The sequence below is a fragment of the Martinezella sp. CNPSo 3890 genome (genome assembly GCF_057784455.1).
In genome coordinates, this window is the sequence record NZ_JBXSOR010000004.1 from 82305 (window position 1) to 106357 (window position 24053).

Annotated in this window: 22 protein-coding genes; 13 read left to right on the plus strand and 9 right to left on the minus strand. The window is 60.1% G+C overall.

Translation table 11 applies throughout. The features are described 5' to 3' along the window. Positions 1-6 precede the first annotated feature (6 nt). Genes AC13RC_RS13150 through AC13RC_RS13165 form a run of 4 tightly spaced genes read left to right on the plus strand, consistent with a single transcriptional unit; the run spans position 7 to position 3723 of the window. A complete protein-coding gene (locus AC13RC_RS13150) occupies positions 7-1011 on the plus strand; it encodes an ABC transporter permease (protein WP_488557376.1) in 1005 nt (334 codons plus the stop codon). Then, a complete protein-coding gene (locus AC13RC_RS13155) occupies positions 1008-2024 on the plus strand; it encodes an ABC transporter permease (RefSeq protein ID WP_145318519.1) in 1017 nt (338 codons plus the stop codon). Before AC13RC_RS13150 ends, AC13RC_RS13155 begins: the two co-directional genes overlap by 4 nt. Further along, positions 2021-2347, plus strand: a complete 327-nt coding sequence (gene rhaM / locus AC13RC_RS13160; RefSeq protein ID WP_488557377.1) for an L-rhamnose mutarotase — start codon at positions 2021-2023, stop codon at positions 2345-2347. Before AC13RC_RS13155 ends, rhaM begins: the two co-directional genes overlap by 4 nt. Continuing rightward, entirely contained in the window at positions 2344-3723 is a 1380-nt protein-coding gene (locus tag AC13RC_RS13165) for an FGGY-family carbohydrate kinase (RefSeq protein ID WP_488557378.1), read from the plus strand. The genes rhaM and AC13RC_RS13165 overlap by 4 nt, the downstream gene beginning before the upstream one ends. Here AC13RC_RS13165 and AC13RC_RS13170 read toward each other — a convergent pair. Further along, positions 3720-4544, minus strand: coding sequence for an aminoglycoside phosphotransferase family protein (locus tag AC13RC_RS13170; RefSeq protein WP_488557379.1), 825 nt, complete (start codon positions 4542-4544; stop codon positions 3720-3722). The genes AC13RC_RS13165 and AC13RC_RS13170 overlap by 4 nt on opposite strands. Positions 4545-4941: 397 nt before the next feature. On the opposite strand from AC13RC_RS13170, the gene AC13RC_RS13175 reads away from it, so the two are divergent. Further along, positions 4942-6048, plus strand: coding sequence for a branched-chain amino acid ABC transporter substrate-binding protein (locus AC13RC_RS13175; RefSeq protein WP_113329751.1), 1107 nt, complete (start codon positions 4942-4944; stop codon positions 6046-6048). A gap of 86 nt (positions 6049-6134) precedes the next feature. On the opposite strand, the gene AC13RC_RS13180 is transcribed toward AC13RC_RS13175, so the two are convergent. The 4 genes from AC13RC_RS13180 to AC13RC_RS13195 all read right to left on the minus strand — a co-directional run bounded on the left by AC13RC_RS13180 (position 6135) and on the right by AC13RC_RS13195 (position 10167). Beyond that, entirely contained in the window at positions 6135-6959 is an 825-nt protein-coding gene (locus AC13RC_RS13180) for a sugar phosphate isomerase/epimerase family protein (protein ID WP_488557380.1), read from the minus strand. Between the two features lie 25 nt (positions 6960-6984). Continuing rightward, a complete protein-coding gene (locus AC13RC_RS13185) occupies positions 6985-8160 on the minus strand; it encodes a dihydrodipicolinate synthase family protein (RefSeq protein ID WP_183809021.1) in 1176 nt (391 codons plus the stop codon). A gap of 12 nt (positions 8161-8172) precedes the next feature. Beyond that, complete coding sequence (locus AC13RC_RS13190) at positions 8173-9330, minus strand: Gfo/Idh/MocA family protein (RefSeq protein WP_488557381.1); 1158 nt, start codon at positions 9328-9330, stop codon at positions 8173-8175. 129 nt (positions 9331-9459) lie between these two features. Continuing rightward, the gene (locus AC13RC_RS13195) at positions 9460-10167 is read right to left on the minus strand and encodes a TetR/AcrR family transcriptional regulator (protein ID WP_488557554.1); all 708 of its coding nucleotides are present in this window, start codon (positions 10165-10167) and stop codon (positions 9460-9462) included. Between the two features lie 287 nt (positions 10168-10454). Here AC13RC_RS13195 and AC13RC_RS13200 point away from each other — a divergent pair, with 287 nt between their 5' ends. After that, entirely contained in the window at positions 10455-11675 is a 1221-nt protein-coding gene (locus AC13RC_RS13200; protein WP_488557382.1) for a TIGR03862 family flavoprotein, read from the plus strand. An 11-nt stretch (positions 11676-11686) separates the two neighbouring features. Here the strand turns inward: AC13RC_RS13200 and AC13RC_RS13205 are convergent, their stop codons facing one another. Continuing rightward, entirely contained in the window at positions 11687-12640 is a 954-nt protein-coding gene (locus AC13RC_RS13205; protein ID WP_488557383.1) for an NAD-dependent epimerase/dehydratase family protein, read from the minus strand. Beyond that, the gene (locus AC13RC_RS13210) at positions 12637-12888 is read right to left on the minus strand and encodes a hypothetical protein (protein ID WP_488557384.1); all 252 of its coding nucleotides are present in this window, start codon (positions 12886-12888) and stop codon (positions 12637-12639) included. Before AC13RC_RS13210 ends, AC13RC_RS13205 begins: the two co-directional genes overlap by 4 nt. 303 nt (positions 12889-13191) lie before the next feature. Between AC13RC_RS13210 and AC13RC_RS13215 the strand changes: the two genes are divergently transcribed. After that, entirely contained in the window at positions 13192-14766 is a 1575-nt protein-coding gene (locus AC13RC_RS13215) for a gamma-glutamyltransferase family protein (RefSeq protein ID WP_488557555.1), read from the plus strand. Then, positions 14763-16007, plus strand: a complete 1245-nt coding sequence (locus tag AC13RC_RS13220; RefSeq protein WP_488557385.1) for an amidohydrolase family protein — start codon at positions 14763-14765, stop codon at positions 16005-16007. Before AC13RC_RS13215 ends, AC13RC_RS13220 begins: the two co-directional genes overlap by 4 nt. A 92-nt stretch (positions 16008-16099) precedes the next feature. On the opposite strand, the gene AC13RC_RS13225 is transcribed toward AC13RC_RS13220, so the two are convergent. Both AC13RC_RS13225 and AC13RC_RS13230 read right to left on the minus strand, forming a co-directional pair. Continuing rightward, positions 16100-17014: a proline iminopeptidase-family hydrolase gene (locus AC13RC_RS13225; protein ID WP_488557386.1), complete on the minus strand. Its 915-nt coding sequence runs from the start codon at positions 17012-17014 to the stop codon at positions 16100-16102. Between the two features lie 54 nt (positions 17015-17068). Further along, entirely contained in the window at positions 17069-17851 is a 783-nt protein-coding gene (locus tag AC13RC_RS13230; RefSeq protein ID WP_488557387.1) for a LuxR family transcriptional regulator, read from the minus strand. 131 nt (positions 17852-17982) lie between these two features. Here AC13RC_RS13230 and AC13RC_RS13235 point away from each other — a divergent pair, with 131 nt between their 5' ends. From AC13RC_RS13235 to AC13RC_RS13255, 5 genes are read left to right on the plus strand one after another with little or no spacing between them, the layout of a single operon-like run. Beyond that, positions 17983-18873: a proline iminopeptidase-family hydrolase gene (locus AC13RC_RS13235; protein WP_488557388.1), complete on the plus strand. Its 891-nt coding sequence runs from the start codon at positions 17983-17985 to the stop codon at positions 18871-18873. A 51-nt stretch (positions 18874-18924) separates the two neighbouring features. Next, positions 18925-19863 carry an ABC transporter permease gene (locus AC13RC_RS13240; protein ID WP_488557389.1) on the plus strand — a complete coding sequence of 313 codons (939 nt, stop codon included), beginning with the start codon at positions 18925-18927 and terminating at the stop codon, positions 19861-19863. Further along, positions 19860-20711: an ABC transporter permease gene (locus AC13RC_RS13245; RefSeq protein ID WP_488557390.1), complete on the plus strand. Its 852-nt coding sequence runs from the start codon at positions 19860-19862 to the stop codon at positions 20709-20711. Before AC13RC_RS13240 ends, AC13RC_RS13245 begins: the two co-directional genes overlap by 4 nt. Beyond that, positions 20708-22411, plus strand: a complete 1704-nt coding sequence (locus AC13RC_RS13250) for a dipeptide ABC transporter ATP-binding protein (protein ID WP_488557391.1) — start codon at positions 20708-20710, stop codon at positions 22409-22411. The genes AC13RC_RS13245 and AC13RC_RS13250 overlap by 4 nt, the downstream gene beginning before the upstream one ends. 19 nt (positions 22412-22430) lie before the next feature. Next, a complete protein-coding gene (locus AC13RC_RS13255) occupies positions 22431-23945 on the plus strand; it encodes an ABC transporter substrate-binding protein (protein WP_488557392.1) in 1515 nt (504 codons plus the stop codon). The last annotated feature ends 108 nt before the right edge of the window (positions 23946-24053 follow it).

Consider the following 24053-nt stretch of genomic DNA (forward strand, 5'->3'; position numbering starts at 1 on the left):
GACGGGATGCCACGCATCCTCAAAAAGCGCGAAACGCTGCTCGCCATCATCATCATCGTGATGATCGCCGGTTTCGCAACGCGTGCGGCCGGCTTTGCCGAGCCCGCCAATCTCGCCAATATCTTCAACGACACATCGATCCTCATCATCCTCGCGCTCGCCCAGATGACGGTCATCCTGACAAAATCGATCGATCTGTCCGTTGCCGCCAATCTGGCGCTGACAGGCATGGCGGTTGCGATGCTGAACGCGGGCTATCCCGATATTCCGCTGATCGCGCTCGTCATTACCGCAATCCTGACGGGTGCAGTTCTCGGCGCCATCAATGGCTATCTCGTCTGGGCACTGGAAATCCCACCAATCGTCGTCACACTTGGCACCTTGACGATCTATCGCGGTATGGCCTTCGTGCTGTCGGGCGGCGCCTGGGTCAATGCCCACCAATTCACGCCGGTCTTTTTGAACGTGCCCCGCACGCCGCTTCTCGGCCTGCCGGTTCTTGCCTGGATCGGCATCGCCATCGTGCTGATGATGTATCTGCTGCTGCGCTATACGCAGTTCGGCCGTTCGGCCTATGCGAGCGGCGGCAATCCGGTTGCCGCCGTCTATGCCGGTATCGATGTCGGCTGGACGCGCTTCCTCGCCTTCGTCCTCTCCGGCGCGCTTGCAGGGCTGAGCGGCTATCTCTGGGTTTCGCGCTATGCGGTCGCCTATGTCGATATCGCCAATGGTTTCGAACTTGATAGCGTGGCGGCCTGCGTCATCGGCGGCATTTCGATTGCCGGCGGTGTCGGTTCAGTCGCCGGCGCGGTCTTAGGCGCCCTCTTCCTCGGCGTCATCAAGAACGCACTTCCGGTCATCGGCATCTCGCCGTTCACGCAGATGGCGATTTCAGGCACCGTCATCATCCTTGCCGTCGTCTTCAACGCCCGGCGCGAACGCAACCGCGGCCGCATCATCCTGCGCGATCAAGCCGCAAAGGACACCGCCAGCCAGGGAGCACACGCATGAGCAACGGTTCGCAAGCGGCAACCGCGGAAAAGCGCGCCATTCCTGATCGCCTCGGCACGCCCTTCAAGCGCATCATGGCAAGCTGGGAAACACTGCTCTTCGGCGTCGCGGTCGCGATCTTCATCTTCAACTCGCTGGCCTCGCCCTATTTCCTCGATCCGTTCAATCTCTCGGACGCGACCTTCAACTTTACCGAAAAGGCGATGATCGCCTTTGCCATGGCGCTGCTCGTCATCGCCGGCGAAATCGACCTCTCGGTCGCAGCCATCATCGCGCTGGCGTCGACGGCGATGGGCGCTGCCGCGCAAATGGGCGTCGACACGCCCGGCCTCGTTGCGATCGGTATCGGCGTCGGCCTCGTCTGCGGCATCTTCAACGGATTCCTCGTTTCCGTGCTGAAGCTGCCGTCAATCGTCGTCACCATCGGCACGATGAGCCTGTTTCGCGGCATTTCCTATATCGTTCTCGGCGACCAGGCCTATGGCAACTATCCGGATAGTTTCGCCTATTTCGGCCAGGGCTATGTCGTCTGGGTCTTCTCGTTCGAATTCGTGCTCTTCATCGTGCTGGCGATCGCCTTTGCCATCCTGCTGCATGCGACGAATTTCGGCCGGCAGGTCTATACGATCGGCAACAATGATTTCGCAGCGCGCTTCTCGGGCATTCCGGTCGAGCGGGTCAAGTTCATCCTGTTCCTTCTGACCGGCATCATGAGCGGCATTGCCGCCGTCTGCCTCACCTCGCGCCTCGGCTCCACGCGTCCGTCGATCGCGCTCGGCTGGGAGCTCGAAGTCGTCACCATGGTTGTGCTCGGCGGCGTGTCGATCCTCGGCGGCTCGGGGACGATCGGCGGCGTCGTCATCGCCGCCTTCGTGATGGGCTTGGTCACCTTCGGCCTTGGCCTGCTCAACGTACCGGGCATCGTCATGTCGATCTTCATCGGCCTCCTCCTCATCATCACCATCGCGCTGCCGATCGTGGCAAAGCGCATCAGGACCATGAGCTCCAAATGACCCCTGCTCTCGAACGCCACGCCTTCAAGATGACGCTCAATCCAGGCATGGAAGCGGAATACCGCAAGAGACATGATGAAATCTGGCCTGAGCTGGTGGATCTGCTGCATCAGGCAGGTGTCAGCGATTACTCCATCCATCTCGACCGCGAGACGAATACGCTTTTCGGCGTGCTGACCCGGCCGAAAGATCACACTATGGCCAGCCTGCCCGAACATCCCGTCATGAAGAAATGGTGGGCGCATATGGCCGACATCATGGCGACCAATCCCGATAACTCGCCCATCCAAAGTGATCTTGTCACGGTCTTTCATCTGCCATGAACAGCGAGACAGCCTACCGCCACATCGCCGTGATCGACATCGGCAAGACCAACGCTAAGGTCGTTGTGCTGGACGCCGGGACCGGTGCCGAGATCGCCGCCGTCAGGACCGCAAACAGCGTCCTGAAGTCAGGTCCTTACCCGCATTACGATATCGAAAGCCTATGGCGCTTCATCATCGAGGCGCTGAAGGGCTTTGCAGCCACGCCCGGCTTCGATGCCATATCAATCACGACGCACGGTGCTTCGGTGGTCCTGTTGGACGCCGGCGGCGATCTTGCCTTGCCGGTTCTCGATTACGAACACATCTATCCCCAAGCCGTTCAGGATGCCTATGCGCAAGTGCGCCCGGCTTTTGCCGAAACCTTTTCGCCGCGGCTATCCGGTGGCCTGAATGTCGGCGCGCAGATCCACTATCAGCAAAGCGCCTTCCCGGCTGATTTCGCTCGCGTCGCAACGATCCTGACCTACCCGCAATATTGGGCGTTTCGCCTGACCGGCGTCGCCGCCAATGAGATGACGTCTCTTGGCTGCCATACCGATCTCTGGAACCCGACGACCCAAAGCTATTCGTCCCTGGTTGACACGCTTGGCATTCGTGCCTTGATGGCGCCGGTCCGTTCGGCATTCGACGCCCTAGGGCCGGTGCTACCAGCACTTGCCGCCGATATCAGTCTCTCGTCGCCTGTCCCTGTCTATTGCGGCATTCATGATTCCAACGCCTCGCTGCTGCCGCATCTTGTCGAGAATGAAGCGCCTTTTGCCGTCGTCTCGACGGGGACATGGGTTATCAGTTTTGGCGTCGGCGGCGATCTCGATCATCTCGATCCCGCCCGCGATACCCTTGCCAATGTCGATGCCTATGGCCGCGCCGTGCCGTCTTCCCGCTTCATGGGCGGCCGCGAGTTCGAGATTCTGGCAGCGGAAATCGGTATTGCATCCCATGAAGCAATCGAAGCCGCGTTGGAACGGGTGATCGAGAAAGGCCTCATGCTACTGCCCAATGTAGTCGAGGGCTCTGGTCCGTTTCCGGGCAGGAAAATGCGTTGGATCGGCAGTGCGACCAATTCCGCCGAACGCCTTGCCGCCGTCAGCCTCTATCTCGCGCTGATGACGGAAGCCTGCCTCGATCTGATCGGCGCTAAAGGACCGATCTTCGTCGAAGGTCCCTTTGCGCTCAATCGCGCCTACCTCATCGCCCTCTCTGCCTTGACGAACACCGATGTCATCGCACTAGCGGGCTCGACAGGCACCAGCCAGGGTGCTGCCTTGCTGACGGGGATAAGACCCGTCGGCGCCGCGGACAGCCCACCTATTCGCACCGAACTGCCGGGGTTGGCGCGCTATCGGCAGTCCTGGCGCGCGGCCTTAATCTAGTCTTCGGTTCTGGCGAGTTCTGCCGCCGCGATTTCGGCAACGCGCAGCGTTGGTTCGACGTATTCCTCCTCGCCATCTTCGATCAGCCAGCTTGCTGAAAGACCGGCCCAGGCAATGATCCATCGCAACAGGCGTCCGCGCTCCATTCCCGCCGCCTCGGCAACGATCGTCACTTGCCGGGCAAGACGGCCGGGAGATGTGGCGACGGCATTGTCGGGATTGCAGAAGAGATTGGCGTAATCAAAGCCGCGCTCGCCCACTAGGCCCTTGGGATCGATCGCAAGCCAGCCACGCTCCGCGAAATCGAGGATATTGCCGTGATGAATGTCCCCATGCAGCGCGACGACATCGCGGGGCTCCGCCAACAGCGTGCGCGCGACAACCGCGGACTGGACGAAGATACCGCCTTCACAATGAGCCATGGTTTCGAGCGAACGAAACCGGTGGACAAGCGGGATCAATTGCGGCAGGGCGCCGCCGCGAGAGGCGTGGAGCCCGGCGACGGCCTTGCAGATGATCCGGCTTGCCTCGTCGTCCTCACCATTCCTTGCCATCTCGGCAAGTGAGCGGCTGCCTATTGCCCGTTCGAGCAGGATAGCATCGTCCTGATGCTCGAGAACGCGCGCAGCACCAATGCCATTCCACCAGACCATAAGCTCGGCCCCCGATTTCTCCTCCGGTGCATCGGCGATCTTCAGCATCGCCGGCTCGCCATCGCGACGCACGGGAAAAAGCCGGCTGGAATGCGTCACGATCGGGGTACCGTCGGGAATCAGCCGCCAGAGGTCAAAATAGACCTTCGAATCGTCATTGTCGTTCACGCGATACTGATCTCCTTGGCCCGGGCCGCACCATGACAGACGCCGCGGCTTATGTGGATCCGCCGCATGCAGATTTCCACTTTCAGATCCACCTCGGTTTACCGCCCTATTACCTAGGCTCTGCGGCAAGCAGGCAACAACCATCCCTCGTCAAAATTTTTCGAAAAACGCTAAAATTGTCTTCGCGACGGTTATTTTCTTGCGAAATCGTCGCAATATTCCTACACAAATACCCTCATGAGCGCTTTCAAGATCAAAAAATGTCCGAAGGCGATCATCGGCTTCGATATCAGCTTTGTCTCTTTAAAAAGAACGCCTCACGGCAGTTTGCGCGTCGAGACAGGCGATTGCGGGCGGGTTCAAAGGGTGCTGCCGCGCCCATCCAAGGAGAGCTAACATGAGTCTGAAGACATTGACGGCCGCGACCTTCGTCGCTTCGCTGGCCTTCGCACCTCTTGCACATGCGGACATCACCATCGGCCTCATCGCGCCGCTGACCGGCCCGGTTGCTGCCTATGGCGAGCAGGTCAAGAATGGCGCACAGACCGCCATCGACGAAATCAACAAGAGCGGCGGCGTTCTCGGCCAGAAGCTCATCCTGAAGCTCGGCGACGATGCCGGCGACCCGAAGCAGGGCGTATCCGTCGCCAACGGCTTTGTCGGCGATAGCATCCGCTTCGTCGTCGGCCCGGTCACTTCGGGTGTTGCCATTCCGGTTTCGGACGCGCTGGCCGAAAACGGCATCCTGATGGTCACGCCGACCGCAACCGCTCCGGACCTGACCAATCGTGGTCTCACGAACATCTTCCGCACCTGCGGCCGAGATGACCAGCAGGCCGTCGTCGCCGGCGAATATGTCGTGAAGAACTTCAAGGACAAGAAGATCGCCATCCTCAACGATAAGGGCGCTTACGGCAAGGGCCTGGCGGACGCCTTCAAGGCTGCGATCAACAAGGGCGGTATCACTGAGGTCGTCAATGACTCGCTGACCCCCGGCGAGAAAGACTACAGCGCTCTGACGACAAAGCTGAAGCAGGCCGGCGTCGACGTGATCTACTTCGGCGGCTATCATCCGGAAGCAGGTCTGCTGGCCCGCCAGCTGCACGACATCTCCGTCAAGGCGCAGATCATCGGTGGCGACGGCCTTTCCAATACCGAATATTGGGCGATCGCCAACGATTCGGCTGCCGGCACGCTCTTCACCAACGCGTCTGACGCGCTGAAGAACCCGGATTCGCAAAGCGCCGTCGCCGCCCTCAAGGCGCGCAACATCCCGGCCGAAGCCTTCACGCTGAACGCCTATGCTGCCGTGCAGGTATTGAAGGCCGGCATCGAGAAGGCCGGCAAGGCAGATGATGCCGAAGCAGTCGGTACCGCTCTGAAGAAGGGCGAACCGATCGACACCGCCATCGGCAAGGTCACCTACGGCGAAACCGGCGACCTGACCTCGCAGAGCTTCTCGCTCTACAAGTGGGAAGGCGGCAAGATCGTTTCGGCCGAATAAGCCGTTACGTCGATGGTTTGAAATAGGAGCCGGGCCAATTGGTGGTCCGGCTTTTTTATTGGCGATGCTGCCTCAGCCGCCGCAAATCAGCAGACGGTGCGGAAACGCTCGATGCAGGTGGAGAGGACCTCCTCACCCGGGCGCTTCCACCAATCATTCTGAGAGAAGATCTCGACCTCCTGCAAGCCAAAGAAACCGGCCTTCTCGATCTCGGCGCGGATGCCTTTCAAGTCGATGACACCGTCGCCCATCATGCCGCGATCGAGCAGCAGGTCCGTGGTCGGCACGAGCCAGTCGCAGATGTGATGCGCCAGGATGCGGCCACCGGCGCCAGCACGCGCGATCTGCTGATAAAGCTTCGGGTCCCACCACACGTGGTAGACATCGATCGCGACGCCGATGCCTTCGCCCAGGAGATCGCAGATGTCGAGCGCCTGCTCCAGCGTGTTCACGCAGGCGCGGTCGGCCGCATACATAGGATGCAACGGCTCAATCGCGATCGGAATACCGGCGCTGCGCGCATGTGGCAGGATCGCCGCGATACCGTCCGCTACCATCTCGCGGGCATGCGTGATATCCCTCGATCCTTCCGGCAGGCCACCGACAACAAGGACGAGGCAATCGGCATTCAGCGCCGCCGCTTCGTCGATCGCCCGCTTGTTGTCTTCGATTGCAGCCGCCCTACCCTCGGCGCTTGCCGCGGGAAACATGCCGCCGCGGCAAAGGCCAGTCACTTTGAGCTTGTTGTCGGCGACAATGCGAGCAGCCTCCGAAAGCCCGATCTTATGCACCTGATCGCGCCAGGGCGCGATCGCGACGATATCCTGCTTCAGGCAGGCTTCGACCGCCTGGCGCATGTCATATTGCTGGCGCACCGTCGCCAAGTTGATGGACAGACCCTCTACGGCCATCGTGATCCTCCCCCATTCTTATCCGCTAGTCGATGCCGATGGTGGCAAGGATTGCCTTCATGCGATAGACTGCGAGATCCGGATCACGCAGTACGCGCGCCGTGTCGGCCAGACGGAAAAGCTCCGAAAGATGCTGGATCGAGCGGGCGCTCTGCTGACCGCCGAGCATCTGGAAATGGTCCTGAAAGCCGTTGAGATAGGCAAGGAAAACGACGCCGGTCTTATAGAAGCGCGTCGGTGCCTTGAAAATATGGCGTGATAGCGGGACGGTCGGCGCCAGGATCGCGTGGAAGGCGTCGAGGTCGTTCTGAGCGAGCTTTGCGAGAGCTGCGCTCGCTGCCGGCGCGATGGCATCGAAGATGCCGAGCAGGGCATGCGAATAGCCCTGCTCGTCACCGGCGATCAGTTCTGCGTAGTTGAAATCGTCGCCGGTATACATCTTGACCGACGGATCGAGCCGGCGGCGCATGATGATTTCCTTCTCTGCCGAAAGCAGCGAAATCTTCACGCCATCGACCTTGGCTGCGTTCTGATTGATGATCGCTGTTGCCGTCTTCATGGCCAGCATGTCGTCGGCCGAGCCCCAATAGCCCGCCAGGGCCGGATCGAACATCGAGCCGAGCCAATGAATGATGACGGGCTCTTTGACCTGACCGAGGATGCGGTCGTAGACCCTGACATAGTCGTCTGGGCTCTTGGCGACTGCCGCCAGAGCCCGGCTCGCCATGAGAATGACGCGGCCGCCCTGTCCTTCGACATAAGCGACCTGTTCCTCATAGGCGCGGATGACGTCATCGATCGTGACATCGGGACCGGGCTGCAGATGGTCGGTCCCGGCGCCATAGGCAATCACGGCATCCGGCCGGCCGCGGGCGGCTGACTGTGCATGCGCGATCAGCTCCTTTGCGCCGGTCCAGTCGAGCCCCATGCCGCGCTGTGCGGTATCCATCGCTTCCGCGACGCCGAGGCCGAGACCCCAGAGATATTCGCGGAAGGCGATCGTGCGCTCCCAGTCGATGTTGCGGTCAAGCCAGGGATCGTTGTCGGCAAGCGCATCGACCACAACATGCGCCGCCGCATAGGCCACGCGATTGAAGTGATGGCCGCCAGCCGGTTTTACAGGCGCGATCAATGGCTCATTGACGGGCGTGAAGGCGGCGATCGTGCCATCGGCACTTGGCAAGTGAAGACTTCTCTCCATGAGATCAGCCTCCTAGCGGGCCGACAGCGAGGGAACGTCGACCCAGCGGCGTTCCGCCCAACTCTTCTGTGCCAGCTCTGCCAGCTGCACACCCTTGGCGCCCTCGCGCAGCGTGAACTTCCAGGGCGCGTCCTCGGCCACATGGCACAGGAACTGCTCCCATTGCGCCTTGAAACCATTGTCGAAGGCTTGCGTGTCAGGCACCTCTTCCCAGGTATCGAAGAAATTGATTGGCTGCGGCTGATCGGGGTTCCAGACCGGTTTCGGCGTGTTGACGCGATGCTGTGTCCAGCAGCGCATCAGACCGCAGACGGCGGATCCATGGGTGCCGTCGACCTGGAAGGTGACGAGATCGTCGCGGCGTACACGCACCGCCCAGGAGGAGTTGATATGGGCGATAACGCCGCCCTCGAGTTCGAAGGTAGCATAGGCGGCATCGTCGGCATCGGCGACATAGGTGTTGCCGTTCTCGTCGACGCGGCTTGGAATATGCGTGGCGCCGAGGCAGCTGACCGACTTGACTTCACCAAAGAGATTGTCGAGCACATAACGCCAATGCGGCAGCATATCGAGGATCATGCCGCCGCCATCCTTTTTGCGGTAGTTCCAGGAGGGGCGCTGTGCTTTCACGCCCCAATCGCCTTCGAAAACCCAATAGCCGAATTCGCCGCGCACGGAGAGAATCTTGCCGAAGAAGCCGCTATCGCGCAGCATGGCGATCTTGCGCAAGCCAGGCAGGAAGAGCTTGTCCTGGACGACACCGTTCTTGACGCCGCGACGCTCTGCCGAAGCCGCAACCGAGAGCGCCTCCTCCAGCGTCTCCGAGATCGGCTTCTCGCAATAGACATGCTTGCCGGCCGCAATCGCCTTCACGAGAAGCTCGACGCGCATCTGCGTCGAACCGGCATCGAAGAAGATCGTATTGCTGGGATCGGCAAGAGCGGCCTCGAGATCGGTCGTCGTCTTGGACAGACCGTGCTTGCGGGCAATCGCCTCGATCTTTTCGGCATTGCGTCCGACAAGCAGCGGCTCCGGCATCAGCCTATCGCCGTTCGACAGAAGAACGCCGCCCTGTTCGCGGATCGCCAGGATGGAACGCACGAGATGCTGGTTATAGCCCATGCGGCCGGTAATGCCGTGCATGATGATGCCGATCGGCTTCGTTGCCATGAGTTTCTTCCTCCCGTAAATAACTATATAGTTACATAACTGACATGGCAAAGCCATGCTGTCAACGGCCATCGTCAATGGCCGCAGCGGCAATCGTCTATCGTTGCTGAGTCTGTTGCGCGGGAGATTTCAGGGACGCAGATAGGCGAAAATCACGTCGACGATATGCTCCCCCCAGGCGTCGATTTCGCTCTTGTCCGAGAGATTGCGACGGAAGATCGTCGAGAGCGTCCAGCGGTTCGTGAGGAAGAACGAGCCGAGGGCCGCAATGCTCATATAAATCTTCACGGGATCGCAATCGCTGCGGAATACGCCCGCCGCCGCGCCGCGATCGAGCAGGCCAGAAATCTCGGAGACCAGCGGCGAGTGCAGCTCGAAAATGCGCGCCGAACGCTTCAAGAAGCGGGCCTTATGCATGTTTTCCGTGCTGAGGATTCCTAGGAATTCCGGGTGATCCAGAAAATATTGCCAGGTGAAGACGACGAGCTCCCGCAAGCCGTCTGCAGGGGAGCGATGCGAGAGATCGAGCCGTGCTTCCGCCGAACGGATGGCGATATAGCTGCCTTCCAGAACGGCGACGTAGAGCGCATCCTTGCCGCCGAAATAGTGATAGAGCATCCGCTTATTGATTTTCGCCCGTTCTGCGATGGCATCGACGCGAGCACCGCCATAGCCGCGCTCGGCAAATTCCTTGGTCGCGGCCGCCAAAATCGCCTTGCTGGTGCGTTCCGCATCCCTGAGACGGGGCCGTTCCGAAGCTGCGCGCGAGGGAGTTTTCTCTGCATTCGCAAGGCCTGCATTCCTTGCGCTGCGCTTCACGGTCTTAGCTTCTGACATCATGGCTCCCGGCGGCATTTCGTAAGGCTTATGCGGCCCACCCTCACGCCGATAAGTAACCGATCATCGCATAAGTTGACAGCCCCCGGTGAATCAGAAGCAATAGTAACCATATGGTTATATCGATTTAAACGTGGATATGGCAAAGGATACGAGAGGAAACGTTGGATTTCCGGCGCTGCCGTAACCCCGCTCAGCGACAGTGAGATTGGACCGGGACGGCGGCGATCTTGCGTTCGGCCCCCATCCGGCCCTAGAGAACAGTAGGCAAGCGGCACCGGGTGAGTATGACAAAAAAGCAAATTGCAATCATTGGCGGCGGCCCTGCCGGGTTGATGGCGGCAGAGACCTTATCGCGGCTTAGCCATCGCGTTGTGATCTACGACACCATGCCGACGGTTGCGCGCAAGTTTCTGCTGGCCGGAAAATCCGGTCTCAACATCACGCATTCGGAAGATTACGGTGTCTTTGCCAACCGCTTCGGCGCCGCCTCGTCCCGATTGCGCGCAGCGCTTGACGATTTCCAACCGGATGACATCAGAGCCTGGGCGAAAGGCCTGGGAACAGAAACCTTCATCGGCTCATCCGGCCGCGTCTTCCCGAAAGTCATGAAGGCCTCGCCGCTGCTGCGTGCCTGGCTGGCCAGGCTGCAGGCGGGTAATGTCAGCATCATGACGCGGCATCGCTGGTGCGGCTTCGAGGACGACAGTCTAGTCTTCGAAACACCGAACGGGCGCGAGCTCGTGCGTCATGACGTCGTTTTGCTAGCACTCGGCGGGGCAAGCTATGCCCGGCTCGGATCGGATGCGGCATGGGTCAGCTGGCTTCGCGACAAAGGGATCGATATCGCCGCCTTCCAGCCGGCCAATTGTGGTTTCGACGTCACCTGGAGTGCAACCTTCAGCGAGCGCTTTGCCGGCACCCCCCTCAAGGCCGTTACGGCAACATCGGAAGACGGGACTTTTCCCGGCGAATTCGTCATCTCGAAGACAGGGATCGAGGGCAGTCTGGTTTATGCGCATGCCGCCTCGTTGCGCGACCGGTTGGCAAAAATGGGCGAGGCTTCGCTCATTGTCGATCTGGCACCGGGACGCGATGAGGTGCGCTTGGCGCGCGATCTGACGCGGCAGGACCCAAAGGCCAGCTTCTCCAATCGCCTGCGCAAGGGCGCCGGCATCGAGGGCGTCAAAGCGGGCCTTTTGCGCGAGCTTGCCGAGCCCGCCGTTCTCTCGCATCCGGAAGCGCTTGCCCGCCTGATCAAAGCCCTGCCGATTCCGTTGCTGAGGCCAAGGCCCATTGCCGAAGCCATCTCGTCTGCCGGCGGCATTCGCTGGGATGAGCTCGACGAGAGATACATGCTGAAGAAACTTCCCGGCCTGTTCGCGGCCGGAGAAATGATCGATTGGGAAGCGCCGACCGGCGGCTATCTTCTGACGGCCTGCTTTGCGACTGGTCATGCGGCAGCAAAAGGCATGGATGCCTGGCTCAGAAACACTGACCAGGCTTAAAGACTGGCCTTTCAACCGATCCGACCATTCTCCATCAGCCAGGCAACCGCCTCCTGAACGGCCTGCAGCGACGTATAGCGCGGCCGGTATCCAAGCAGCCTCTCGGCCTTCGCAATCGAGCAATTCGGGCTTCTGGCAATGTGCTCCCAGGTCGCCTGCGCATCTTCCGCCGACTGGCCTTCGGCCCATGCTTCATAGGGCAGGAATTCCAGCTTCGGCTCATGTCCGAACCAGTGCGACATCGCTTCGGCATAGCCTCTAAGCGTCAGCGCACCGCTTGAAACCGCATGGAAAGCCTCTCCCGTCGCAACCCGCCAATTGGCAATAGCGCCCATGAACATTTGCGCGACATCATCGGCATGGACATGGTGAACCGTCTCCAGGCCGAAATTCGGCAGGACGAGGGTTTCACCGCGCGCCAATGTCGAAAACGCCGACAGATTGAAATGCCCGGCGGGATTAAGAGGCTCCCAGCCTGGACCGACAATATGGCCGGGATGGATCAGGGTTGCGGGAAATCCCCTGCGCCGCGCCTCCTCAAGCAGATGCGCTTCGATCGCCGCCTTCTGGATGCCATAATCGCCGAAGGGCCGCTTCGGCGCCTCTTCCGGCGTCGGAACCACAGTCGAAAATCCATGCGTCCAGACCGTACCCGTATGCAGGAAATGGCCGACATGATCGGTGAGCGCCTCAGTCAGATGCCTTGCGCTATCGAGCGTGAAGCAGATCATGTCGATGACGATATCCGGTTTCAAGGCGCGAATGGCTGGACCGAAGCTGCCCTCCTTCTCCATGGCGGAGCGATCCATCGCCTGCATCTCCACATCATTCCACGCTTTGTTCGGCGAATAGGGTTTGGCCTGGCCGCGGCTGATCGCCACGACCTCATGCCCTGCTTCCACGAGCCGCGGCACGAGATAGGTGCCGATATGGCCCGTTGCACCGATAATCACCGTGCGCGTCATGATGTCCTCCCAAGGTCAAGATCGAAATCGGCGGCTGCCGATATCAAAGAAATGATCTGCTCCGTGAGAATAGGAGAGCGAACGGCTTTGTCATCCCTCTCATGGCTGAAAAAGTCATTCACCACCGTCTTCATTGCAGGGGGCGGTGGCGGAGGCATCCCGAGCATCACTTTAGCGTAGACAATGGTGTAATGCGCTGCGATCGAGATTACGGATAGCTCCCGCAGACAGCCCAGTGCGTCATTCAATGGCAGCTCCGTCTTCCAGGCCACATCGGGGACTGAACCGCCACTTTTTCCATCACCCATACACGAACATGCGAATTCCTGGGCACTCGCTGAGGCATGAACGCAAGATCGGCCTTTGGCATCTTTGCAGCCTTGGCAACAAGGGACTGATTTATTCTGAATAGATACAATGGCTTGAATCATGATCGCGCAGCTGCGGCGCCTTATGGCATCGGTATTGCATGTCTGACTTTCCAGACCATGCCGCCAGGATTTACCAATGCCGAACAAGACATCATCGCCATCCGTGCGACCGCTGATTTCATGACTCTCTCCGCCAAACAGACCGCTCAAACCAATTCGCCATCATCCCGTCCCATGATTGCGACACCGCATTGGCAGGCCAGCGAAGCAGGCGCAAAAGTGCTCAGACGCGGCGGCAATGCGATTGAGGCACTGATCGCGGCCGGAGCTGCTCTATCGGTAACCTACCCCCATTTCTGCGGGCTGGGCGGTGACGCTGTCTGGCTGGTGGCGGACGAAGTAGGCAATGCTCAGACTTTCCTCGGTATCGGGCAGGCGGCTGCGGCCATTCCGCGTGGAGACATACCTTTGCGGGGCGCGGCCTCTACCCTGACGACGGCCTGCCTCGTGGATAGTTGGGAGAAAGTGCTTGCCTATTCCGCCGACGCATGGGGCGGCACGGAGCGATTGCCGGCCCTTCTCGACGACGCCATCGCACTGGCGGACGCCGGCTTCGAAGTCAGCAGGTCGCAAGCCTTCTGGTACGAATTCCGGCGCGATGAACTGAGGAACTGGCCGGGCTTTACCGGGCTCTTCCGGCCCGGCGGCATCCAGCATCAACCCGCCTTGGCGCAGACGCTCAAAGCCATAGCGCGTCACGGCACCCGCGAATTCTATGAGGGGGCTCTCGCCCGTCGAATTGCGAACGGGCTTGCAGAGGCCGGCTCTCCTCTTTCGGCCGCAGATCTTGCTGCCACGCGGACTGATGTCGCGGCTCCTCTCCAGCAGGCGTATCGCGACACGATACTTCTTGCTCCATCCCCTCCGACGCAAGGAATAACCACCCTCGCCATCATGGGTGTGCTCGACCATCTGCCGATGGCTAATTTCCGGCCCGACGGTCCAGCCTATTATCATGCGCTGGTCGAAGCCGTGAAACAGGCGTTCCTCGATCGGCATGCAATCGCCGATCCTCGTTTCGCCGAGGACGCCTCGAAATACCTCCTCGATCCAATGCGCCTTGCCGCCAAGGCTGCGGCGATCGATCCGGCACGAGCCCTGCCTTGGCCACAAGATTATCGACACGGCGATACAGCGCTGCTTGCCGCCGTGGACGCCAATGGAAGATGCGCCTCTCTGCTGCAAAGCCTCTATTTCGACTGGGGCAGCGGCGTGGTGATCGGCGACACTGGCCTCCTCTGGCAAAACAGAGGGGCGGCCTTCAGCACCGATCCGGTAAATCCCAATTGCATCCAACCGGAAAAGCGTCCTTTCTATACGCTCAACCCGGGCCTTGCGCTGAAGGACGGGCGTCCGCATCTGGTCTACGGCACACAGGGCGCGGACGGTCAACCCCAGACCCTGTCGCTGCTGCTCAGCCTGCTGATCGACCACTGCCTTGATCCCGCTGCAGCACTCGCACGCCCGCGCTTCTTGCTCGGCCGCACATTTTCCGACAGTCGGGATAGCTTAAAGATCGAGGAAAATATTGGCGCCGAAACGGTTTCTGCCCTCGCAGCCATGGGACATGAGATCTCCACCATCGACGCCTTCAGTCCACTTGGGGGCCAAGCCGGTATCATCCGCATCGGCGAAGACGGGGCGATTGACGGCGCGCATGATCCGCGGAGCGACGGAGGCGCGATCCTGCTGTGAGCGCCAACGGCCAACCGTTCGATCTCATCATTCGAAATGTCCGTGTTGTAGAAGATGGCGATTTCGTCGACATCGGCGTGCGGGATGACCGGATTGCAGCCATCGAACCCCGCATTCGATGTGACGCAATATCGAACGTAGACGGCGAGGGAAGCTTCGCCTTTGGCGGATTTGTCGATACCCACATTCATCTCGACAAGGCCTGCATTCTCGATCGTTGCGCAATGTGCGAGGGGACACTGGCTGAGGCCGTGCGGGAAGTCGCCAAAGCCAAGGCCGGCTTTGAAGAAGCCGATGTTTATTCGCGCGCTGCACACGTCGTGGAGAAAGCGATATCCCATGGCACGACGCGGATGCGCACCTTCGTCGAAATCGATCCGCGCGCGGGCTTCCGCTCCTTCGAAGCGATCAAACGTCTCCGTCGGGATTATGCTTTCGCAATCGATATCGAAATCTGTGCTTTTGCCCAGGACGGGCTCACGAATGAGCCCGAAACATACGACATGCTCGACGCAGCACTTGCCGATGGTGCGGATCTGGTGGGTGGCTGCCCCTATACAGATCCCTCCCCCGGCCGGCACGTGGACATGATTTTTGCCCTTGCCGTAAAGCACAATGTCGCGGTCGACTTTCATCTCGATTTCAGTCTCGATCCGGATCGAACCGATCTGCCTGACGTGATCGACGCGACGCTCCGTCATGGCTGGCAGGGCCGCGTATCGATCGGCCACGTCACCAATCTGTCGGCCATGCCACAGGCGCAGATTCTTGCTATTGCCGATGACCTGGCAAAAGCAGGGATCGCTTTATCGGTGCTTCCGGCAACCGATCTGTTTCTCATGGGCCGAGGTCAAGACCGCCTGATTCCGCGTGGCGTAGCGCCGGCCCATCTGCTCGCAAGAAGAGGGGTCGTCACCTCCATCGCGACCAACAATATTCTCAATCCCTTCACGCCCTATGGCGACGCTTCGCTCATTCGCATGGCCAATCTTTACGCCAATGTCGCCCAGCTTTCGCGTGACGAAGATATGAGCCTGGCTTTCGACATGGTGAGCGGAATGGCAGCGGGCCAACGCGACGGCAGCACGCGTCTGCAGGCCGGCGACGAAGCGACGATCGTGCTCCTCGACAGTGCCGGCCCCGGTGCGGCCGTGCGCGAGATTGCCCGAATGATTGCCGGCTGGAAAAAGGGGCGCAAGAGCTTCGACAACGGCCGCCCTATGCTCCACAAACCGATCTAGGACAGCGCGCTATTCCGTTATGGAATCCGATTGGTCCACGCGGAAGAAGCGAGCCTGGCATCGGGATTAGCTACACTGTTAAGGCCCAACGATCAGTCATGCCGCTCCAGGAAACTTGAAACCGTCTTCAGGCAAAGATCCTTTTCTTCGACATGCGGCATGTGGCTCGAATTTTCAAAGAGCACCCACTCGCACCCCCTGACGCCATCGACATAAGGCTTGACCACCAGCGGCGTCGCCTCGTCATATTTGCCCGAGATCAGCAAGGTTGGCGCCTCGATCAGGGGAAGTCTGTCTTCGATCGTCCAATCCTTCATCGTGCCGATGACGTGAAACTCGGTCGGACCGTTCATGTTGCGGTAGACGGTATTGTCCTCGTCCATGGTGGCGAAGGTGCGGGCAACCTCCTCCGGCCAGGGCACGACGCGGCAGACATGGCGATCGTAGAAGACTCGGGAAGCTGCGATATATTCCGGATCGGTGATCGTACCGGCCTCTTCGTGCCTTAGCAGCGTGTCCTGCACCTCCTGCGGCAGCTCCTCGCGAAGGCGGTTCGCTTCTGCGACCCAGGTGTGCATGTTGGCCGGCGAATTGGCGATGACCAGTGCCTTCAGACCCTTCGGTCCGCGCACCGCATGTTCGGCACCCAGCATGCCGCCCCAGGACTGCCCGAGAAAGGCGTAGCGATCCTGAATGCCGAGATGCCTTAATAACGTATCCAGCTCATCGAGGAAAAGCGCCGGCGTCCAGAAGTCGGGGCCTTTCTCCGGCAGGCGCGTGGACTTACCATTGCCGAGTTGATCATAGTGGATGACGGCGCGGCCATCGATTTCGGCAATGCCCTTGAAGCTGTCGACGTAGTCATGAGTGCAGCCCGGCCCGCCATGGGCGACGACGAGCGGCAGCCTGCCGGAATCGAGCGAGCCGGTGATGCGGTACCATGTCCGGTATTCACGGAAGGGCAGAAAGGCTTCCTGCGTCGGGATTGCGGCCACGTGTCTCTCCATCTCCAGGCTTCGATGGACCAGACCATAACGCGGCCGAAACGGGTACGGCAGCTATCACAAGTTATAGGATGGCTGTGCGTCCAGCAGGCGATAATGCGTGGCCCGGACGACTGCCTGCGTGCGGTTCTTGGCGCCGAGCTTCTTTGCCGCGGCATTCAAGTGCATGACAACGGTCGGCACCGAGCGATCGATGATGCGCGAGATCTCCTTGGCGGAATAACCCTCGGCGGAATAGCGCAGGCATTCCCTCTCGCGCTCCGTCAGCCGGATTTTGCCGACACTCAGCGCTGCGGTATCAAAGAGCGAATAGGCCGTCTCATGAAAGACATGCGCAAGCAGGTTGAAATCGGCGATATAGCGCAGAGCGTCGCGCTCGAACTCCCTGTTGGCACCAAAACGAATTCCGGTGACCGTCGCATAATCGCCGCGCGGCATGTGCACCGGCACTGTGACACCCGTCGACATGTCGCGCTCGCTCAAATATCGCGCAACGGGAACCGTATCCTCGCTCATGAAGCGCTTGATCAGCGTATCGGCGTCGGGATCGTAATTCCAGAAGAACGGCGCCGAGGTTCGTAGCGCCACCTGCTGCACGGGATCGATGCGGAAATAGCCGCGATCGAACCAATATTCATACATGTCGTCGGAGATGTTCCTGAGCTTCAGAAGCGAAGGGATCATGATCTTGCCGTCTAGGTCGTAGGGCACCGGCGAATAATCGTAGATCAAAGCCTCGAAACCGATTGCCTTCATTCTCTCGAAGATATGATCGATGCGGCCGTCCAGCGTCTGATGCGCCGTGAACTGGCGCCTGATGGTTCCGATTTGATCGAACATGCAGCGGTTCCCGTCTGTGCCTGCGACCTCCCAACCTATCACTTCTTATAGCTGGTGCCGAGCGCGGTTTAAGGTAAAAATTTAGCCATGCTCAAATATTGAGCAAGCAGAATCTTTCGCCGGAGTTATCAATGTGGCGTGAAATTGAGCCGGAGGCGCGGCATGTCGTCGAGGTCGATGGCTACAAGGTGGTCGCCTACAGCTTCGGCAGCGGGCCGGAGACGGTCTACTGCCTGAATGGCGGCCCAGGCTTGCCCTGCGACTATCTGCGCGAGGCGCATTCCTGCCTGATCGACAAGGGGTACAGGGTCGTCGCCTTCGACCAGCTCGGCACCGGCGCCTCAGACCGCCCAACCGACAAGGGTTTGTGGACCATCGGCCGCTATGTCGAGGAGACCGAGACTGTCCGCAAGGCGCTCGGCCTCGGCAAGGTCCATATGCTCGGTCACTCCTGGGGCGGCTGGCTGGCAATCGACTATGCTTTGACCTATCCCGAGAACCTCAAGACGCTGATCCTCGAAGATACCGTCGCCGATATGCCGCACCTGATTTCCGAGCTGGAGCGGCTGCGCGCGGCACTCGGTCCGGAAACGGTCGCCATGATGCAGAAGCACGAGGCGCAGGGCACCTATAATCACCCCGAATATCTCGCCGCCGTCACCATCCTCAATTATCGCCATGTCTGCCGTCTGCCGGAATGGCCGGCACCCGTCCGCCGTTCGCTCGACGATTGGAACATGGGTCCCTACGAGACGATGCAGGGGCCGAATGAATTTCTCTATATCGGCAATCTCAAGGACTGGAACCGCATTCCGGACCTTCCGCAGCTTGCCATGCCGGTGCTGATCACGGCGGGCGAACATGACGAATTGACGCCGGCCTGTGCGCTCAGGATGAAGCGTGCCTTGAAGGATGCCGAACTCAAGGTCTTCGCCAATGCCAGCCACATGCCTTTCTATGAGAACCCGTGGGATTACTATCCGGCGCTCCTCGACTTCCTATCGCGGCATAGGGCAAGCTGATGCAAGCTAAGGTGATCCAATCCCACCGACGACAAGGGGGCGATCGCCGCCATGCATCGCTATAGATTCGTACTGACGCGACCGCTGCAGTTCCTGCCTGTCCTCTTCGGCATCAGCGTCATCACATTCGTTCTGGTCCGCCTCATTCCCGGCGATCCCGCGCGCAATATCCTCGGCACGCGCGCCACCCCGACAGCGCTTGCCAGCATTCGCGCGCAATACGGCCTCGATCAGCCGATGTGGCTGCAATATTTGTATTTCATCAGGAATCTCGGCAATGGCGAGATGGGCAAATCGATCCTCTACAAGATCGACGTGCTGCCGCTGATTTCGACGCGGATCGAACCGACCGTCTCGCTGGTCGTCTCGAGCGTCATTCTGTCGATCCTGATTGCCGTGCCGATGTCGGCGATTGCCGCACGCAATGTCGGCCGCGCACCGGATCACATCGTGCGCGTGGTCTCGACCTTCGGCATCGGCTTCCCGCCCTTCTGGCTGGGGCTGATGCTGATCATCCTGTTCAGCGTTCAACTCGGGATGCTGCCGGTCTCGGGATATGGCTCGACGATCGGCGAGAAGATCGCCCATCTCATCCTGCCGGCCCTGACGGTCGCGCTGTCGCTTTCGACCGTGCTGACGCGCAGCCTGCGGGCGGCGATGATCGAATCTCTTAAATCGGATGTGGCGACTGCGGCCCGCGCCCGCGGCATGCCTGAGGGCATCGTCTTCTGGCGGCATGTCGTGCCGAACTCGCTGGTGCCGACTATCAACCTGCTCGCCGTCAACATCGGCTGGCTGATCGGCGGCACGGTCGTCGTCGAAAGCGTCTTTGCCCTGCCCGGCATGGGTCAACTGCTGGTGCGCGCCATCTTCTCGCGCGACTACATGGTCGTTCAGGGTGTTGCGATGGTGTTTGCCTGCGCCACGGTGCTGGTCAATTTCCTCGCCGATATCGTCACGGTCGCCGTCGATCCTCGGGTGAAGCTATGAGCATCGACACAACAGCAACCGCCTCCCTCGGCTGGAACAGGTTTTTGGGGAAGCACCTGACGCTGACGCTCGGTGGCGGCATCCTTCTGTTCTTCCTTCTTCTGGCGATTTCGGCACCAATCGTCGCGCCCTATGACCCGATCTTTCAGAATGCCGACATGCGCCTGCAGGCGCCGTCGTTCCTGCATCCGTTCGGTACGGACAATTTCGGACGAGACATTCTTTCGCGCGTCATCTGGGGAGTGCGCATCGACCTGCAGATCGCCGTCATCGGCGTGCTCTTCCCCTTTCTGATCGGCACGACCGTCGGCACCATTGCCGGCTTCTTCGGTGGCATTGTCGATGCGCTCTTCATGCGCATCGTCGATATCATCCTCGCCTTCCCCTTCCTGGTGCTGATGCTGTCGATCATCGCCATTCTGGGACCGGGGCTCAGCAGCTTCTATATCGCCATGGCCCTGGTCGGCTGGGTTTCCTATGCGCGCCTGATCCGCGCACAAATGCTGGTGCTGAAGGGCAGCGATTATGCCATTGCCGCCGTCAGTCTCGGCTTCAGCCGGCCCAGGATCATGTTCCGTCACCTGCTGCCGAATGCCATTGCCGGCTCGATCGTCTTTTCCATGTCGGATGCCGTGCTCGTGCTCCTAAGCGGCGCGGCTGTCAGCTATCTTGGCCTCGGCGTTCAGCCTCCGCTTGCCGAATGGGGCGTCATGGTGGCGGAAGGCCAGAGCTTCATTACGACGGCCTGGTGGATCACGCTGTTTCCCGGCCTTTCCATCGTCTGCCTCGCCTTCGGTTTCAGCATGCTGGGCGATGCGCTCGGCGAACTGCTCGGGGTGCATGAATGAGTGCACCCGTCCTTTCCGTTCGCGATCTGGTGGTCAAGGCCCGCCTCGATGGCGGTGCACGCACGCTGATCGACGGCGTTTCGCTCGATCTCGGCAAGGGTGAGATCCTTGGCCTTGTTGGCGAGAGCGGCTCGGGCAAGAGCCTCCTGTGCCGTTCGCTGGTGCGGCTGCTGCCCTCGTCACTTCTAAAGATCGACAGAGGCTCCATCCGTCTTGAAGGACGGGAACTCACGAAAATCAGCGATGCCGAGATGCTTGAGGTGCGTGGCGGCGAGATCGGCATGATCTTCCAGAATCCGACAAGCCATCTCGATCCCGTCATGCGCATCGGTGACCAGATCGCCGAAGGCATCCGCTACCATCAAGGGCTCACAACGCGCGAGGCGCGCACAGCCGCGACCGAAATCCTTGAGCAGGTCGGCTTTCCCGATCCCAAAAGACAGTATGACAGCTATCCGCACGAGTTTTCCGGCGGAATGCGGCAGCGTGCCATGATCGGCGTCGCACTCTCCTGCGACCCTAAGATCTTGATCGCCGACGAGCCGACGACGGCCCTCGACGTCACCATCCAGGCGCAGATCCTGCGGCTCCTGATCGATATTCGCAACAAGCGCGAACTTTCGATCATCCTCATCACCCATGATCTCGGCATCGTCGCCCAGACCTGCGACAGGATCGCCGTCATGCGCAGCGGCCGCCTGCTTGAACAGGGTCCCAAAAGGACGATCCTCAGCCGGCCTGAAAACCCCTATACGATCGATCTGATCAACAGCCACCCTTCCCTGCCCGACGAAGCGGCAATGACGCAGCCGGAACCAACCCGGCCGAAAACGTCAGCCAAGCCGCTGCTTGAAATCGATGACCTGAGTGTAGACTTCAGGGTCGGCGGCGGCTTCTATAGGGGCAGCGGCGCAAAGACGGTCAGCGCCGTTTCCGGCGTCAGCCTGCAGATCATGCCGGGCGAAACCATCGGCATTGTGGGAGAATCCGGCAGCGGCAAGAGCACGCTTGCGCGCGCCGTTCTCGGCCTTACCCCGATCTCCTCCGGTCACGTCACGTTCGATGGTGTCGATCTGACCCAGCAGAAGAGCGCTGGCCTCGCAAGGCTCCGGCGCGAAACCGCCATGGTCTTCCAGGACCCCTTCAATGCGCTTAACCCGCGGCTGACGATCGGCCAGACGCTTGCCGAAGTGCTGAAAGTCCAGGGCAAGATCGCAAAACCCGACATCCCCGCGCGCATCGGCGAGTTGCTGGATCTCGTGGGGCTGGAGCGCGAATTCGCCGATCGCAAGCCGCGCAGCATGAGCGGTGGCCAATGCCAACGTGCCGGCATTGCAAGGGCGCTTGCGGTCGATCCGAAGCTCATCATCGCCGACGAATGCGTGGCTGCCCTCGATGTCACCATCCAGGCGCAGATCATCGATCTCTTCCGCGAACTGACGCGCCGGATGAACCTGACCTTGATCTTCATCGCTCACGACCTCGCCATCGTGCGCGACCTCTGTGAGCGGACCGTCGTGATGTATCGCGGCGAGATCGTCGAGGAAGGCCGCTCGCAGGAGATCTTCTCTCGCCCGAAGCATGCTTATACCGCAGCGCTCATTGCAGCCATTCCCGATATCGATCCGGACAAGCCGTTGCATGGCGAGCGCGATGCGGCACCCGCCGGGCAGACCCAATCAGCCAAACGCATGCGATAACAACGAAGGGAACGAATTCATGATCAACAAATGGAAGACAATCGGGCTTGCCGCCATCCTCGCCGGCCTGACGCTGAGCGCGAGCTATGCCGAAGCCGCCGGCGTGCTGACAATCGGCCGCCGTGAGGATTCGACGACGTTCGATCCGATCAAAACAGCGCAGAATATCGACAACTGGGTGTTCTCCAACGTTTACGACGTGCTGGTGCGCGTCGACAAGACGGGCACGAAGCTGGAGCCGGGTCTCGCGGAAAGCTGGACGACCTCGGATGATGGCTTGACCTATGTCTTCAAGATTCGCGATGCGAAATTTTCCGATGGCTCGCCGCTGACGGCTGACGATGCAGCCTTCAGCCTGCTGCGCATCCGCGACGACAAGGCATCGCTCTGGAGCGACTCATACAAGGTGATCGATACCGCCGTCGCGACTGATCCGCACACACTGACGATCAAGCTCAAACACGCATCGGCGCCTTTCCTTTCGACGCTGGCGTTGCCGAACGCATCGGTCATCTCGAAGGCCGGGATGGAAACGATGGGGCCGGATGCCTATGCGGAAAAGCCGATCGCCTCCGGCGCCTTCTCCGTCGAAGAATGGCGCCGCGGCGATCGCATCATCCTGAAGAAGAACCCGAATTTCTGGCAGGCCGACCGCGTGAAACTCGATGGTGTCGAATGGATCTCGGTACCGGACGACAACACCCGGATGCTGAACGTGCAGGCCGGCCAGCTCGATACCGCCATTTTCGTTCCGTTCTCGCGTGTCGAAGAGCTGAAAAAGGACCCAAACCTCAACGTGCTGATCGATCCTTCAACGCGTGAGGATCACCTGCTGATCAACCACGCCCATGGCGACCTCGGCAAGAAGGAGGTCCGCCAGGCTCTGGATATGGCGATCGACAAGAAGGCGATCGTCGACGCCGTTACCTTCCGTCAGGGCACCGTCGCCAATTCCTACATTCCCAAGGGCGCCTTGTATTACTATGCGGATAATCCGCAACGCCCCTACGATCCGGAAAAGGCCAAGCAGATGCTTTCGGCGGCCGGCGCCTCCAATCTCACGTTAAAATACCTCATTCGCGCCGGCGATGAAGTGGATGAACAGACGGCCGTGCTGGTCCAGCAGCAACTCGCCAAGGCCGGCATTACTGCCGACCTGCAAAAGGTGGACCCCAGCCAGGAATGGGACATGACCATCGCTGGCGACTACGACATTTCCGTCAACTACTGGACCAACGATATTCTCGATCCGGACCAGAAGACGACCTTCGTTCTCGGCCACGATTCCAACAACAACTACATGACCAACTACAAGAATGATGCGGTAAAGGATCTCGTCGCCAAGGCGCGGCTGGAGCTGGATCCGAAGAAGCGCGAGCAGATGTATATCGATCTGCAGAAGATGGCGAAGGACGACGTCAACTGGATCGACCTTTATTACAGCCCGTATATCAACGTCGCGCGCAAGAATATCGATAATTTCCATCAAAACCCGCTTGGCCGCTTCTTCCTGGAAGACACCGTCAAGAATTGACACAGCCTCAAGCTCCGCTGTCCACAGGGACGGCGGAGCATTGTTTTGGGAGATGCCCCCTTTCGCAAACCCATGAAGCGGTTATTCTGTCATCTTGATGCAAGGCAG